The sequence below is a fragment of the Streptomyces actinomycinicus genome (assembly GCF_016741775.1).
Classification (GTDB): Bacteria; Actinomycetota; Actinomycetes; order Streptomycetales; family Streptomycetaceae; genus Streptomyces; species Streptomyces actinomycinicus.
Genome location: NZ_JAERRK010000002.1, coordinates 311,803 through 325,918, shown reverse-complemented (window position 1 = coordinate 325,918; position 14,116 = coordinate 311,803). Strand labels below are relative to the sequence as shown.

The 14,116-nt window shown below is 72.5% G+C and carries 13 protein-coding genes and 1 riboswitch; of the genes, 7 read left to right on the top strand and 6 right to left on the bottom strand.

Annotated elements, in window-relative coordinates:
- The first annotated feature begins 188 nt into the window (after nt 1-188).
- Nucleotides 189-1,769, top strand: coding sequence for a glutamine-hydrolyzing GMP synthase (guaA, locus tag JK359_RS05475; protein WP_201832182.1), 1,581 nt, complete (start codon nt 189-191; stop codon nt 1,767-1,769).
- A gap of 6 nt (nt 1,770-1,775) precedes the next feature.
- Here guaA and JK359_RS05470 read toward each other — a convergent pair whose 3' ends face one another.
- Nucleotides 1,776-2,243, bottom strand: a complete 468-nt coding sequence (locus JK359_RS05470) for a pyridoxamine 5'-phosphate oxidase family protein (protein ID WP_201832179.1) — start codon at nt 2,241-2,243, stop codon at nt 1,776-1,778.
- A gap of 153 nt (nt 2,244-2,396) precedes the next feature.
- Between JK359_RS05470 and JK359_RS05465 the strand changes: the two genes are divergently transcribed.
- Nucleotides 2,397-3,191 (top strand): class II aldolase/adducin family protein, encoded by a 795-nt coding sequence (locus tag JK359_RS05465; RefSeq protein ID WP_201832178.1) that lies wholly within the window; start codon nt 2,397-2,399, stop codon nt 3,189-3,191.
- Here JK359_RS05465 and JK359_RS05460 read toward each other — a convergent pair.
- The gene (locus tag JK359_RS05460; RefSeq protein ID WP_201832176.1) at nt 3,184-4,071 is read right to left on the bottom strand and encodes a DUF4429 domain-containing protein; all 888 of its coding nucleotides are present in this window, start codon (nt 4,069-4,071) and stop codon (nt 3,184-3,186) included. The two genes, JK359_RS05465 and JK359_RS05460, sit on opposite strands and share 8 nt — an antisense overlap.
- Nucleotides 4,072-4,256: 185 nt before the next feature.
- Between JK359_RS05460 and JK359_RS05455 the strand changes: the two genes are divergently transcribed.
- Nucleotides 4,257-5,537: a hypothetical protein gene (locus JK359_RS05455; protein WP_201832174.1), complete on the top strand. Its 1,281-nt coding sequence runs from the start codon at nt 4,257-4,259 to the stop codon at nt 5,535-5,537.
- 222 nt (nt 5,538-5,759) lie between these two features.
- Entirely contained in the window at nt 5,760-6,287 is a 528-nt protein-coding gene (locus JK359_RS05450) for a DoxX family membrane protein (RefSeq protein ID WP_201832172.1), read from the top strand.
- Here JK359_RS05450 and JK359_RS05445 read toward each other — a convergent pair.
- Together JK359_RS05445 and JK359_RS05440 are read right to left on the bottom strand one after the other, a co-directional pair.
- Complete coding sequence (locus tag JK359_RS05445) at nt 6,284-6,493, bottom strand: hypothetical protein (protein WP_201832170.1); 210 nt, start codon at nt 6,491-6,493, stop codon at nt 6,284-6,286. The two genes, JK359_RS05450 and JK359_RS05445, sit on opposite strands and share 4 nt — an antisense overlap.
- Complete coding sequence (locus tag JK359_RS05440; protein ID WP_201832169.1) at nt 6,480-7,991, bottom strand: PspC domain-containing protein; 1,512 nt, start codon at nt 7,989-7,991, stop codon at nt 6,480-6,482. Before JK359_RS05440 ends, JK359_RS05445 begins: the two co-directional genes overlap by 14 nt.
- A gap of 210 nt (nt 7,992-8,201) precedes the next feature.
- Between JK359_RS05440 and JK359_RS05435 the strand changes: the two genes are divergently transcribed.
- Together JK359_RS05435 and JK359_RS05430 are read left to right on the top strand one after the other, a co-directional pair.
- Nucleotides 8,202-9,491, top strand: coding sequence for an ATP-binding protein (locus JK359_RS05435; protein WP_201832167.1), 1,290 nt, complete (start codon nt 8,202-8,204; stop codon nt 9,489-9,491).
- Nucleotides 9,488-10,234 (top strand): LuxR C-terminal-related transcriptional regulator, encoded by a 747-nt coding sequence (locus JK359_RS05430; protein ID WP_201832165.1) that lies wholly within the window; start codon nt 9,488-9,490, stop codon nt 10,232-10,234. The genes JK359_RS05435 and JK359_RS05430 overlap by 4 nt, the downstream gene beginning before the upstream one ends.
- Nucleotides 10,235-10,310: 76 nt before the next feature.
- On the opposite strand, the gene JK359_RS05425 is transcribed toward JK359_RS05430, so the two are convergent.
- Entirely contained in the window at nt 10,311-11,375 is a 1,065-nt protein-coding gene (locus JK359_RS05425; RefSeq protein WP_201832773.1) for a C40 family peptidase, read from the bottom strand.
- Nucleotides 11,376-11,951: 576 nt separating this feature from the next.
- Between JK359_RS05425 and JK359_RS05420 the strand changes: the two genes are divergently transcribed.
- Nucleotides 11,952-12,305 carry a hypothetical protein gene (locus JK359_RS05420; RefSeq protein ID WP_201832164.1) on the top strand — a complete coding sequence of 118 codons (354 nt, stop codon included), beginning with the start codon at nt 11,952-11,954 and terminating at the stop codon, nt 12,303-12,305.
- Nucleotides 12,306-12,435: 130 nt separating this feature from the next.
- On the opposite strand, the gene JK359_RS05415 is transcribed toward JK359_RS05420, so the two are convergent.
- On the bottom strand, nt 12,436-13,737 hold the full coding sequence (locus JK359_RS05415; RefSeq protein ID WP_236677317.1) for a C40 family peptidase: 1,302 nt from the start codon (nt 13,735-13,737) through the stop codon (nt 12,436-12,438).
- 8 nt (nt 13,738-13,745) lie between these two features.
- Nucleotides 13,746-13,899: riboswitch (cyclic di-AMP (ydaO/yuaA leader) on the bottom strand.
- Between the last annotated feature and the right edge of the window lie 217 nt (nt 13,900-14,116).

The following is a 14,116-nucleotide window of genomic DNA, read 5'->3' as shown; positions in this document are numbered from 1 at the left end:
AAGTCGCTTGGCGTTCGCTCAAGCAGCACGACCATGGCAGCCGGCGGGCCGGGTGCCATAGGTAAAGACGAAGGTCGAGTGCTTGAGCATGGCGCCAGTATGCCACGGCGAACTTCAGAGGAAGCCCTGCCGTCGGCACCGTTAGACTCGGTAGCACAGACCCCCGCCCGACCACCAGAAGGCACCCCGTGTCATCAGCGACTCCCACTGCCGACACCCCCGACACCGTCCTGGTCGTCGACTTCGGCGCGCAGTACGCCCAGCTCATCGCCCGTCGCGTCCGCGAGGCGCGGGTCTACAGCGAGATCGTGCCGAGCACCATGCCGGTCCAGGACATGCTCGCCAAGAACCCCGCGGCGATCATCCTCTCCGGCGGCCCCTCGTCCGTGTACGAGACGGGTGCCCCCACCCTCGACCGCGGACTCTTCGAGGCCGGCGTCCCGGTCTTCGGCATGTGCTACGGCTTCCAGCTGATGGCGCAGGCCCTCGGCGGCACCGTCGACAACACCGGCGCCCGCGAGTACGGCCGTACCGACCTGCACGTCTCCCGGAACTCCTCCACCCTCTTCGAGGGCACCCCGGGCGAGCAGCACGTGTGGATGTCGCACGGCGACGCCTGCTCCGCCGCCCCCGAGGGCTTCACGGTCACCGCGTCCACGGACGTCGTCCCGGTCGCCGCGTTCGAGAACGACGAGAAGAAGCTCTACGGCGTCCAGTACCACCCCGAGGTCATGCACTCCACGCACGGCCAGCAGGTGCTGGAGCACTTCCTGTACCGCGGTGCGGGCCTCGAGCCGAACTGGACCACGGGCAACGTCATCGAGGAGCAGGTCGAGGCCATCCGCGCGCTGGTCGGCGACAAGCGCGCGATCTGCGGCCTGTCCGGCGGCGTCGACTCCGCCGTGGCCGCCGCCCTCGTCCAGAAGGCCATCGGCTCCCAGCTGACCTGCGTCTACGTCGACCACGGCCTGATGCGCAAGGGCGAGACCGAGCAGGTCGAGAAGGACTTCGTCGCGGCCACCGGCGTCCAGCTGAAGGTCGTCGACGCCGAGGAGCGCTTCCTGAACGCCCTCAAGGGCGTCTCGGACCCCGAGGAGAAGCGGAAGATCATCGGCCGCGAGTTCATCCGCGTCTTCGAGCAGGCGCAGGCCGAGATCATCGCCGACGAGGGCCCGGCCGTGGAGTTCCTGGTCCAGGGCACCCTGTACCCGGACGTCGTCGAGTCCGGCGGCGGCACCGGAACCGCCAACATCAAGTCGCACCACAACGTCGGCGGCCTGCCCGAGGACCTCGAGTTCAAGCTGATCGAGCCGCTGCGCAAGCTGTTCAAGGACGAGGTCCGCATGGTCGGCCAGGAGCTGGGCCTGCCGGAGGAGATCGTCCAGCGCCAGCCCTTCCCGGGCCCCGGTCTCGGCATCCGCATCGTCGGCGAGGTCACCAAGGAGCGCCTGGACCTGCTGCGCGAGGCCGACGCCATCGCCCGCGAGGAGCTGACCGCGGCCGGCCTCGACCGCGACATCTGGCAGTGCCCGGTGGTGCTGCTCGCCGACGTCCGCAGCGTGGGCGTCCAGGGCGACGGCCGCACCTACGGCCACCCGGTCGTACTGCGCCCGGTCTCCTCCGAGGACGCCATGACCGCCGACTGGTCCCGGCTGCCGTACGACGTCCTCGCCCGCATCTCCACCCGGATCACCAACGAGGTCCGCGACGTCAACCGCGTCGTCCTCGACGTGACCTCGAAGCCGCCGGGCACCATCGAGTGGGAGTAGTCCCCCCTAGGTCCGTCTGAGAGTGCGCACCGGCTCTCCGGGCTTCCAGACCTGGACGACGAGATACCTGTCGTCCTCGACGCAGGTCCGTACGACCTCCGTCAGCTCGGTGCGGAAGAGGTGGAACGGCTGCGGCGGTTCCACCTCTTTCACGTACGCGGCCCTGGCCTCCCCGTCCCCGGCCTCGTACGCCCGCCCCGCGACCCGCACGTCCCCGCCGGACATCGCCGTGTCCCCGCCGGGGTTCGCCTGGAGCGTGAAGCGCGGGTCACGGCGCAGGTCGAGGGCCTTGAGGGACCTCGGCATCATGCCGAGCCACAGCTCGCCGTCCAGGATGCGCACCTCGAGACCGGAGGTGCGCGGGGAGCCGTCCCTGCGGAGGGTGGCGAGGACATGGTGACGGAAGGCGCCGAACCGCTGTCCGGTGATCTGTGCCAGGCCGGGTGCGGCGGTGGCGAAGTCTGCCCAGTTCATGCGCGCCAGTCTCACCGGGATACCCGACATCCCCTGTCGGGTATCCGCTGCCCGTGTCCGCGGTGAACGTCATCTTCACGGAACAGCTCTGCCCTTTTGCGCTGACCGGCGGTAACTTCCGGCCCGTACGACCATTCCCCCGCTGGAGGACCTATGCACGGGCCCACCCCGCCCCTGCCGCTGCCGACGGACCAGCTGCAGTTCGCCATGCCGCCGATGCACGACTCGGTCGAGGACGAACGCCGGCACCGCAAGGAGCGGCTCGCAGGCGCCCTGCGGGTGTTCGGACGGGCCGGCCTCGAGGACGGAGTGTCCGGCCACATCACGGCCCGGGACCCGGAGTTCAGCGACTGCTTCTGGGTCAACCCGTTCGGGATGCCGTTCCGGCACGTCACGGTCGGCGACCTCGTCCTCGCCAACAAGGACGGGCAGGTCGTCGAGGGCCGCTACCACGTCAACCAGGCCGCGTTCACCGTGCACGCCCAGGTCCACGCCGCCCGCCCCGACGTCGTCGCCGTCGCCCACTGCCACTCCGTGCACGGCCGCGCCCTCGCCGCCCTCGGCGACCTCATCGACCCGATCACTCAGGAGAGCTGCGCCTTCTACGAGGACCTGGCCCTGTACGACGCCTACAGCGGCGTCACCGTCGACGCCGAGGAGGGCCGCCGGATCGCCACCGCCCTGGGCTCCCGCAAGGCACTCGTGCTGCGCAACCACGGGCTCCTCACCGTCGGTGACTCGGTCGACGCGGCGGCCTGGTGGTTCCTCTCCCTGGAACGCTCCTGCCAGGTGCAGCTGCTGGCGAAGGCGGCGGGCCGGCCGGTGCTCATCGACCACAAACAGGCCGTCGCCACCCGCGAACAGCTCGGCGGGGACCTGGTGGCCTGGATCAACTACCAGCCGCTCTGGCAGGACATCAGCCGCACCGAACCGGACCTCCTCAGCTGAACCCCCTGAGCACCACCGCCTTCGTCCTCGCGAACTCCTCGTCCGTGAGCACCCCGTCCCGGTGCAGCTCTCCCAGCTCCCGCAGCCGGCGCAGCAGTACGTCGTGGTGGTGGGCCTGCGCCGGGACGAGGGGCGCGCTCCCATCCCGGCCGTCGCACGCGCCTCCCTCGCCGGTGGAGGGATGCGGCAGCCGGGCGGTGACGGCCGCCGCGACCAGCGCGGTCAGCAGATCGCGCCGCACACTGCCCCACAGGTCCAGGGTGTAGGGGTCCCGCTCGGGCGGCAGCTTGGAGAACATCGTCTCCCGCGTCACGAACCGCAGAGAGCCGTCCCCCGACCCGGTGTTGGGCAGCCACTCCACCTGCACCAGATCCCCGAGCGCCATGATCCGCGGGCCCGTCGCGCGCTTGACCCGGTCGGAGGTGTCGGCCCAGTCGATCCGCACCCGGCTGCCGTCGAAGGACACCGTGCCGTCGGAGGACCGCACCGACACCGGCACCGGCGGCCCCGGCAGCAGATAGCCGGCCGTCGGCTCCCTGGGCACCTGGTCCAGGAGCAGCGCATGCCGGATCTCCTCGGCGACGTACTCCGCGACCCCCGACCGGTCCGTGTCCACCGCCAGCCGGTACGGGTCGGCCGCGTCCGGCAGCCGGCCCCCGGTGGCCTGCAGCAGCGGATCGGCGCCCTCGCGCAGCCACAACCGCAGCCGGCCCCGCTTGCGCTCCGGCTCGTGGACCACACCCGAGACCGCCTCCAGCGGTACGGCGATCTCCCCGTAGGTCTGCCGGAACAGCGGCACGGAGCGGTGCAGTCCGGGGGTGATCCGGATCGTGCTGCCGTCGAAGGCCCAGGTCCCGTCCCGCTGGATGATCTCGGCCATACGGGAATTCTCGCAGCCGGGTCAACACGACGGACCTCGCTTCACCCGAACGGCCCTGACCGGCTCGCCCCCGAGGCCCTGTTGTAGGGCACAATTCGCTGTCATCACCGGGGAGTTGTCTGGCCGTCGTACGCACTGCGGATGCCGGCCCGATCGGCAGGTCGTGGGGAAGGCGGGCGGCGGGCGTGGCGGTGCAGGAGGCGAGAGGGCACGCGGGTGCCGAGGGCGTCCACGAGGGCGGCTGCACCTGCGGGGACTGCCCGCACGGCGCCCGTGAAGGACACCGGCGGGCCGTCGCCGCGTTCCTGCGCCGGCGTGACGAGTTCGCGGCCGGCCAGGGGTTGCCGACGGCCGTGGGCCATTCGGCCTCGGCGTCCCGCCAGTGGGTCTCCGAGGAACTGACCCAGCGGGCCGAGACCGTCGCCGAACGCGGCCGGGCCGAGGGCGCGGCCCGGCTCACCGGGCTGTGGCTGCGGACGGTGTGCGCGGTGTGGGCCATGGTCGTCGCGCTGCTGCTCGCCGAGGCACTCACCGCGATCGGCACGGGCTGGACCGGCGCCCGCACCGCGGCCCTGCTCGCCGCGCTCGCCGTCGCCGCCGTCCTGACCGCCGCCTGCGTCCTCCACCGGACGCGCGGCGGAGCGCTCGCACCGGTGATCGGCGAGGACAACCGCATGTCCACCTCCCGTACCGTGGCTGCCTGCTGGGTGCTGTTCGTCGGTTACGCCGTCCTGCTGCTGGCCGCCCGCCTGGCCGCCGCCTCCGACCACGCCGAACGCGATGCCCTGATCTCGGGCCTCGATTTCGCGCGCGGCGCGGGCGTGGTGACCGTCCTCGCCGTGGTGTGCGGCATCGCCGTGCTGGTCCGCCGCGTGGTGGGCCTGCGCGTCCTCGGCCAACGGCTGCAGAAGGTGCCGGCCCACCGGCCGCGCGCCGCCGACCTGCTCACCGACGACTCCGGCCGGGGCGCCTTCGCCGACATCCAGTACGTCGCCATCAGCGCCGTCGCCCTGCTGTTCGCCGCCGTACGGCTTGCCCGCCGCCCCGACCAGCTGCCCGACCTGCCCTGGGGGCTGGCCGTCGTCACACTGATCTCCGCCGCGACCTACCTGGCGGGCAAGTACGCCGAGGGCGGCCGGCCGCTGATCCTCTCCGTGGTCCGCGCCCGCGAACCCGGCGACCTGGACGGCCCCATCCGCACCGGTGACGACATCGAGATCCGCGGCACCGCCTTCGTCCCGCCCGGCGCCCAGACCGCCGACCATCTCTCCCGGATGGTCGTCCGCATCGGCGCGGTCGACGTCCACGTCCCCCTGGTCCCCGTCACCGGCGGCTTCCGCAACCCCACGAACACCACCCTGACCGTCCCCGTACCGGCCGACGTCGAGCCCGGCGCGGTGGAGGTCCAGGTGGTGACCGCCGCCGGAGTGGCGACCAACCGGTACACGGTCCAGGTGACGGAGTGACCGGCTGGGGAGAGCACGGCGCCCTCGCACCGGACGCCTGACCGCACACCCTGCACCTCATCGCACTCACCCCCTTCGTTCTCCTGAAGGTCGCGCTCACCCCCTTCGTTCTCCTGAGGACCGAAATCCGGAAAATCGGCCCGGAGAGGATTGAACGGGCCCCCTGCGTCATACGTATCGTCAAGTGAGGGCGGCACGGCGGGCGAGAGGTGGCTGGCAGCGATGACTCATGGCATGCGAACGGATGTGCACTCCAGCCGGCTGGACGGTCCCCGCACCTGGCGGGACACCGCGGCCCACTACGCCCTGCTTCCGCTGCGCGTCTTCCTCGGTGTCACCTTCATCTACGCCGGCCTCGACAAACTCACCGACAGCGCGTTCATGCAGTCCGGCGGCGCCGGCTCGATCGGCGACACCATGCGCGCGGCCCGTGACTCCGCCGCCATCCCGGCCCTGGTCGACCTCGCCCTGAAGAGCCCGGTCGGCTTCGGCTACGCCGTCGCCCTCGGTGAGCTGGCCGTCGGCATCGGCACGCTGCTCGGTCTGCTGGGCCGGCTGGCCGCGCTCGGTGGCGCGCTGATCTCGCTCAGCCTCTGGCTGACGGTGAGCTGGGCGACCGCCCCCTACTACTACGGCAACGACCTCGCCTACCTGATGGCCTGGCTCCCCTTGGTCCTCGCCGGCGCCCCCTACCTCTCCCTGGACGCCGCCTGGCGGTCCCGGCGGCAGAGGGCCGACGGCTACCGCTAGCCGCGCTCGGCGCCGCCCCGTCTGCGTATCCCCCGGGTCAGGGCCACCGTCATACCGGCCAGGCAGAGACCGCCCACGATCAGCGGGACGACCGCGAACCACGGTGTCTCCCACAGGCCGCCCGCGTCCCCCGCATAGAGGGCACCGGTGGCCGTGAAGAAGAGCCCGGCGACCAGCTTCCCGGGCTGGAACTCATGACGCAGCACGGCTGACCTCCACCTGTCCCACTCCGACACCGAGCGTCAGGTCGAGCGTTCCGGGGTCCTTGACGCCCTTGGCAGGGGCCAGCGTCACGTCCTTGTGCCTGCCGGGCTCCACGTCCACGTCCTTTCTGGTGTCACCGGGCAGCCGGATGTCGCCCACCCCCACGTCGATGCTCATGCGCACGGTCACGTCCGCCGGCACGATCACCTTCAGCTGTCCCGCACCCACCCGGGCGTCCGTGGCGATCCTCTGTCCCCTGGCCGGATGCACCCGGGTCAGGTCCAGCGTGCCCCGCCCGGTGCCCAGGTCGTACGCGGACCGCACCTGGGTCACCGCGGCCGGCTTCCAGGACAGCTCCCGCCAGTGGCCGGTGATGTCCCTCGGGAGCGCCGCCGCCCCGGCCAGGAGGCCCGCCGTGACGAGCGCCAGGAACACCGTCCCCGCCCCGGTCCGGCCGAGGAACGCGCTGAGCGTGATGCCCAGGCCGAACACCGCCAGCGCGCACGCCAGACCGGTCTGCAGACTGGTGCCCAGCGGATGGGTGTCCCAGCTGAGCCCCGTGCCCAGGCCGCCCGCCAGCAGGGCGAGCAGGAACACCCAGCCGCCGATCCAGCGCGGGCCGCGCGGTCTCGGGGGCGCGGGGCGCGGGGGCTGCACGGACCCGGGGTGCGTCCAGGGGGCGGGTACGCCGACGTCGACGACCGAGACGAGGTCGTGGTCCCGGGCGTCGCCCGGTCCCCACAGATAGCCGGTGCCGCCGACGTGGGTGCCGTCCTTGACGATCGGGTCACGCCACCAGGAGGGGTAGGTGGTGACGACCGGCGGCGCCTGGGCCTCCGGGGGCGCGTCGGCGGCGGCCTGCGCGGTCAGGGGGTCCGGGTCGGGGGCGCCGCGGTGCCGCGACCAGTACCCGGCGCCGGCGAGCAGCAGCGAGAGCACCACCGAGAACGCCAGCACCCCGCCGTTCCGCAGCATCGTCAGGAAGATCCCGCAGCCGACCAGGGCGAACAGGACGGCGGCCAGTGCCTGGCCGTCGACACGGCCGGTGAACAGCTTGCGGAGTTCGTTCTCCTCCTCGTCCTCGTACGGCACGAGGAGCCAGGCGAAGCCGTAGAAGATGAGGCCGAGGCCGCCGGTCGCGGACAGCACGGCCAGCGTGATCCGGAAGATCACCGGATCCATGTCGGTCTGCCGTCCGAGACCCGCGCACACACCCGCGATCATCTTGTACCGGCGGTCGCGCCGGAACGGGTCCGGTGCGGCGGTGACGTCCTGACGCTGCTCGCGGTCGTCGGGCCGGCCGCCGGGGTCGGCGGAGGCGCCGGTGCCGGCGCCGGTGTGATCGTGGTTGCGGTGGTGGCTCTGGTCTTGGGTGCCGGGACCGGCCGCTCCTGTCCTTCCCGTCGCGGCGGGCGCGGCACCCGTCGGCCCGGTGCCCGGGGCCGGGCGCGGGCCGGTGCCGGGTCCCGGACCCGTCGCGGCGTGCTCGTGATCCGTCATGCGTCCATGGTGACGGCCCGGCCGCCGCCGTGGCAGTCGGGACGACCCTGGACCAACCCTGAAATCGGCCCTGAGAGGCGGCGGGGAAGCGTTCGACCGGCACGGATCACCGGATGAACCGTCCACCCGGACCGGTCCCGGGGAAGATCAGGGGCCTCTCGGGGGCCGACCCTGATGCTCCGCCCCGCCCGCCGTGTGACCATCGTTGGCATGCCGGAAGCCGCAAGCCTGCCCCTCGACGACCCGCGGCCGCCGCGCAAGCTCTACCGCAGCAGCGACGGTCGCTGGCTCGGCGGAGTGGCGCGGGGCCTCGCCGGGCATCTCGGGCTGCCCGTCATCTGGGTGCGGCTCGCCTTCGTCGGCCTGCTCATGGCCGACGGACTCGGAGCGCTGCTCTACGCGGCGTTCTGGTTCTTCGTCCCGCTCGGCGTCGGTGGCGTCGGCGGCCAGAAGCCGTCGCTGGTGGGCACGGAGACCTCGCCGGACGGCCGCCGCAAACTGGTGGCCCGCAAGCCGGACCGGGGACAGATCGTCGCGCTGCTCCTCATGGTCATCGTGTCCATCGTCTTCGTGGGCAGCGTCAACCTGGGCAGCGCGGCCAAGGCCTATCTGCTGCCCGCCGTGCTCGTGGCGGCCGGTGTCGCGCTCGTGTGGCGCCAGGCGGACAACGCCCGCCGGGCCCGCTGGGTCGAGGTCGGCCGCCGGCGCCGCACGCTCAGCCTGCTGCGTGCGGCCGGCGGCGTCCTGCTCGTCACGGCCGGTGTCTCGGCCGTCTTCGTCATGCAGGGCTCGACCGCCCACCTCGGCGCGGTCCTGCAGGCCGCGCTCGCCGTCCTCGTCGGTATCACCCTGCTCGCCGGCCCCTACCTGGTCCGCATGACGCAGGACCTCTCCGAGGAACGCCTGATGCGCATCCGCGCCCAGGAGCGCGCCGAGGTCGCCGCCCATGTCCACGACTCCGTGCTGCACACCCTCACCCTGATCCAGCGCAACGCCGACAACGCGGGCGAGGTGCGCCGCCTCGCCCGCGCCCAGGAGCGTGACCTGCGCACCTGGCTGTACAAGCCGGAGGGAACCGGCAAGGACGAGGCCGACGAGCCGGACACGGTCGCCGAGGCGGTGCGGCGCAGTGCCGCCGAGGTGGAGGACAAGCACGGCGTGCCCCTCGAGGTGGTCGTCGTCGGCGACTGCCCGCTGGACGAGAGGACCGGTGCGCAGATGCAGGCCGCGCGCGAGGCGATGGTGAACGCGGCCAAGTACGGTGGCGAGGGCGGTGCCGTACAGGTCTACGCCGAAGTCGAGGGAAGAACGGTCTTCGTGTCCGTCCGCGACCGCGGCCCCGGCTTCGATCTCGACTCGATACCCGCCGACCGCATGGGCGTTAGAGAATCGATCATCGGCCGCATGGAGCGCCACGGCGGTACGGCCCGGCTGCGGGCGGTGCCGGGCGGCGGCACCGAGGTCGAGCTGGAGATGGAGAGGGCGGAGAAGACGTCATGAGCGACGCGACCGAGGCGAGCGGCACGGCGGGAGCGGCGGAGGCGGCCGGGGCCGGCCGGCCCGACGACGGCGGCGCGGGCGGACGGCACGTACGGGTGGTGCTCGTGGACGACCACCGGATGTTCCGCACCGGCGTGCAGGCCGAGATCGGCCAGACCGCCGTGACCGGGGTCGAGGTGGTCGGCGAGGCCGCGGACGTCGACCAGGCGGTCACGGTGATCACGGCGACCCGGCCCGAGGTGGTCCTCCTCGACGTCCATCTGCCGGGCGGCGGCGGCGTCGAAGTGCTGCGCCGGTGCGCTCCGTTGATGGCGGACGCCGAGCGGCCCGTCCGTTTCCTGGCACTGTCCGTGTCGGACGCGGCGGAGGACGTGATCGGGGTGATCCGCGGTGGCGCCCGCGGCTATGTCACCAAGACGATCACCGGCGCCGACCTGGTCGACTCGATCTTCCGTGTCCAGGAGGGCGACGCGGTCTTCTCGCCGCGGCTGGCGGGCTTCGTCCTGGACGCCTTCGCCTCCACCGACGCCCCGCCGGTGGACGAGGACCTGGACCGCCTGACCCAGCGCGAGCGCGAGGTGCTGCGGCTGATCGCCCGTGGGTACGCCTACAAGGAGATCGCCAAGCAGCTGTTCATCTCGGTGAAGACGGTCGAGTCCCATGTCTCGGCGGTCCTGCGCAAGCTCCAGCTGTCCAACCGTCACGAACTGACCAGATGGGCGACCGCCCGCCGGCTGGTCTGACCGCCCGGGCCCGTACCCGCCGCCCGCCCCGGCCTCACCGGCCCCCATCCGACCGCACCTCGACCGCATCCGGACCTCAGGCGACTCTCGTCGCCCCTGCGAAGGGCATCTGGTCGATCGGAGCCACCCGGACCGGGGCCGACGGGTTGGGTGCGTGGATCATCTGGCCGTTGCCCACGTAGATGCCGACGTGGCTGATCCCGGAGTAGAAGAACACCAGGTCCCCGGGCTGGAGTTCGGAGCGGGAGACTCGGTGGCCCGCGTTGATCTGGGCGTAGCTGGTGCGGGGCAGGGAGATGCCGGCGGAGCGGTAGGCGGCCTGGACCAGGCCCGAGCAGTCGAAGGCGTTCGGGCCGGTCGCACCCCATACGTACGGGCTGCCGAGCTTGCCGTAGGCGTAGGCGACGGCCGCGGCGGCTCGGCCGGTGGGGGCAGGGGCTGACCCGGGCTGCGGCAAGGGCTCCCGGGGGCCGGCGGCCGAGCGGGAGGTGTGGCCGGTCGTGCCGCCGGGCCCGGTGACGGCGGTGCGTTGGCGCGGAGTCAGCCGTGCCAGCAGCCGACGGGCCTCGTCCAGCTTGCCGGTGACGGTCTTCTTCTGCCGGCTCAGCTCGGCCTGCCGTGCTCGCAGTGACTTCAGCTCGATGCGTGCGGCTCCGCGCAACCGCTCGATCTCACGCAGCTGATCGCGTACCCGCGACACGGCGGCGGCCTGCCGGTCACCGGCCCGCTCCGCGAATGCGGCGCCGTCGAGGTACCGGTCGGGATCGCTGGAGAGGGCCAGCTGCCACGCGGGGTCGATGCCCCCGTCCCGGTACTGGGCGGCGGCGAGCGAACCCAGCGCCTCCCGGGCGGAGTTGAGCTTCGCCTGTTTGCGGGCGGTCTCGTCCTGCAGCCCGGTCAGCCGCCGCTGGGTGGCATCCGCTTCTTCCTTCGCCCCGTTGTACTTCTCGGTGGCGGTCTCGGCGTCCCGGTACAAGCTGTCCACCTTGGCCTTCACCTGTGCCTGTGTCAGCTGGGGCTCGGCGTGTGCCGTGCCGTCGAAGCCCGCCGCGGTGGCCGCGCCCGCCAGGGCGAGTGTGGCGGCCGTCCGGGCCGTGTGACCGCTGAGCGAGCGATGCGGGGGCTTGCGGTGCGCTGCCACCTGGACCGTCACGTCCTTCCGTACGACTCGTCCTACCGAGTCCGACCGCGTACGACCGAGCGGTCGGCGCCCGGCGGCGGCCCGCACAGGGGGAGTGGGCCGCCGCCGGGCCTTTCCCGGCGGTGGTGGCCGACTGCCGCCCCTGGGTCGGGCGGCGGTGGGGAGCCGGTCACCTGGGGGAGGACGCTAGGCCGCACGGTGACGGGTTGGTAACGCGGTGTACGGAAGTGGTTACGAGAGGCCGTGTTGTGACCGTATGTGATTCCCCTGCCGGGTTCGGGTCGCCTTCTTCACGCAGCGTGGTGACCGAACCGCGGAAAGTGGGAACGGGTGGGGGCGGTCGGGTGCTATGGGGCGCATATATGCAAGATCCCCGGAACGTTTCCGCGCCCCCGCCGGCACGCGGACGCAAGGAGGCTGCGGTGGACGTGGTGCGGGTCATGGAAGCGTCGGCCGAGCCGGCCACGCTTCGCGGGCCCGGCCCCGACAAGGCGTGACGGCCCTCGGCGCTCGAGCACTCCGGAACGGCACCCTGCCCTCCCTGGGGCTGTTGCCGACGAATTAGGCTCCGGCCCCATGGACGTACTCATCCATCTCTTCGTCGGCCTGCACATCGTCGGTATCGCCGCGCTGCTCGGTGGCTTCCTCACCCAGATGAAGGCGATGGGCCAGGGCACGGCCCGGTTCGTGCCCGGGATGCTGCACGGCGCGCTGACCATGCTGGTCACCGGCGTGGTGCTCGTCGGCCTCAATCAGGCCGACGACCACCACGTCAACAACATCAAGATCGGCGTGAAACTGGCCCTGCTCATCGTGATCCTCGGACTCGTCTACGTGAAGCGCGACGAGGAGCGGGTCGACAAGGGCCTCTTCGGGCTCGTCGGCCTGCTGACCGCGGCGAACATCTTCATCGCCGTCCTGTGGACCTGATCGCCGGGTGACCGGGTCCCCGGGTGACCTGAATCCTCGAGTGACCCGAATCGCCAGGTGACCCGAAGCCCCGGGTGGTCTCCCCGGGGCAGGGCTGGACCCGGACGGGATGGATCCCCCGGTGGCCGGGTCAGCCCGGCCGGACCACGCGGCGCACGGCCGACCCGTCGCCGTAGGAGACCGGCTCCTCGCGCACGTACGCACCCGGCCTGGGGGCGTGGATCATCATGCCGTCGCCCGAGCAGAGTCCGACATGGCCGGCGTCGTCGTGGAAGAAGACGAGGTCGCCGGGGCGGGCCTCGGCGTACGGCACCGTGGTACCGGCTTCGGCCTGGTCGCGGGCGGTCCGCGGAAGGGTGACACCGGCGGACTTCCAGGCGGCCTGGGTGAGTCCCGAGCAGTCGTAGGAACCGGGTCCGGCGGCACCCCACACACACGGCTTGCCCAGCTGCTCCCGGGCGAAGGCGAGGGCTTTCAGGGCCTTGGTCGTCGCATCCGTGCCGGGTGCGACCGGTGCGGGCGCAGCGCCGGATGCGGCGGTAGTGACCGTCGGGGCGACGGCAGTGACTGTCGGGGCGACGGCAGTGACTGTGGAGGCGACCGCAGTGACCGTCGAGGCGGCGGTAGTGACCATCGGGACGGACGTGACCGGTGCGACGTGTCCGCTCGATACGCGGGACGTGACCGGCGCGACGGGCCGTGCGGCCTCCTGTCCGATCCGGCGCGAGAGCAGCACGCGCGCGTGGGCCAGCTTTCTCTGCACCGCCGCCTTGGCCACCTTCGGGTCCCTCGCCGCGACCTCCGGCGCGCCGTCCGCCGCCGCGGTGGCGGCCGTGTGCTCGCCGGGTGCCGGGCGGGCTGCACGCTGGACGGACGACGGGACGGTCGCCGTACGCCGAGACGGTACGGCGTCCACACCCCGGGCCGGTGGCGTCGCGGCCGTGTCCCGGGCTGGGGCCGTGCCGCGCTGGGCGGGAATGCCGCGGGCGCGGGCGGCGCGCCGGGCCACCTCGTCCCGGAGCCGCTGAAGGCTGTCACCGCGCCGCCCGGATGCCTCGGAGAGGCGCTCCTCGGCCGCGGCGGAACGCTCCGGCCCCGTGCCGGCGGAACGCTCCCCGCCCGCGCCGGTGCGCTCCCTCCCCGCGTCGGCGGAACGTTGCCCGCCCGTGCCGGTGACACGTTCCCTGGTGGTGCCGGTGGACCGGTCCCTGGCCGTGCCGGCCGGCTCGGTCGCCGATTCCGCCCGGCGGTACAGATCGTCGATCTTCCGCTCGATCTCCTCCGGACTCGGCCTGCCGTGACCGGTCACGGCAGCGGCCTGCGCGTTCTGGGAGAGAACGGCCACGGACGTGAGGGCGGCGGTGGCGAGAGCGGGGGTGCGGAGGCCCGTCCCCGGGGTTCCGCCGGGGCGCGGCTTGCGGTGCGACGCCAAGGGAGGCGACTCCTTCCATGCTGCCGCCTACCGGGTTAGCTGTCGGGTTCGGGCGTACGGAAGGGTTGCCCTACGGCGTCGTCCCGGGCGGGAGTCGGCCGATTCACCCCAGGATCGGTGGGTCCCCGGCTCCGGGCACCACGCAGGGGGCGCGCCGGACTCGGCGGAGGCCGCGCGGCCCGGCGAGGCTCGCCGGAGAGGGGTCGTGCGGCCTGACGGCAACCTAGCCAACTCGTGTGTCTTCTGTGAAGGTTGGTGCGCGGTTTGTCCGATACATTTCCGTGACCTGATGGCTGGTTCACGCCCGCGTGACCAGGCGCTTCCGTTGGGTGAGCGGTCTGCGGGGACTTCCGGGGCGAAGATCAACTCAAGGTGGGGT

Excerpts from the sequence above, each read along its gene's own strand:
- JK359_RS05440 (WP_201832169.1), bottom strand. The coding sequence starts at position 7,991 with ATGACGGATCACGAGCACGCCGCGACGGGTCCGGGACCCGGCACCGGC.
- JK359_RS05450 (WP_201832172.1), top strand. The coding sequence starts at position 5,760 with ATGACTCATGGCATGCGAACGGATGTGCACTCCAGCCGGCTGGACGGT.
- JK359_RS05435 (WP_201832167.1), top strand. The coding sequence starts at position 8,202 with ATGCCGGAAGCCGCAAGCCTGCCCCTCGACGACCCGCGGCCGCCGCGC.
- JK359_RS05470 (WP_201832179.1), bottom strand. The coding sequence starts at position 2,243 with ATGAACTGGGCAGACTTCGCCACCGCCGCACCCGGCCTGGCACAGATC.
- JK359_RS05420 (WP_201832164.1), top strand. The coding sequence starts at position 11,952 with ATGGACGTACTCATCCATCTCTTCGTCGGCCTGCACATCGTCGGTATC.
- JK359_RS05465 (WP_201832178.1), top strand. The coding sequence starts at position 2,397 with ATGCACGGGCCCACCCCGCCCCTGCCGCTGCCGACGGACCAGCTGCAG.
- JK359_RS05460 (WP_201832176.1), bottom strand. The coding sequence starts at position 4,071 with ATGGCCGAGATCATCCAGCGGGACGGGACCTGGGCCTTCGACGGCAGC.
- JK359_RS05430 (WP_201832165.1), top strand. The coding sequence starts at position 9,488 with ATGAGCGACGCGACCGAGGCGAGCGGCACGGCGGGAGCGGCGGAGGCG.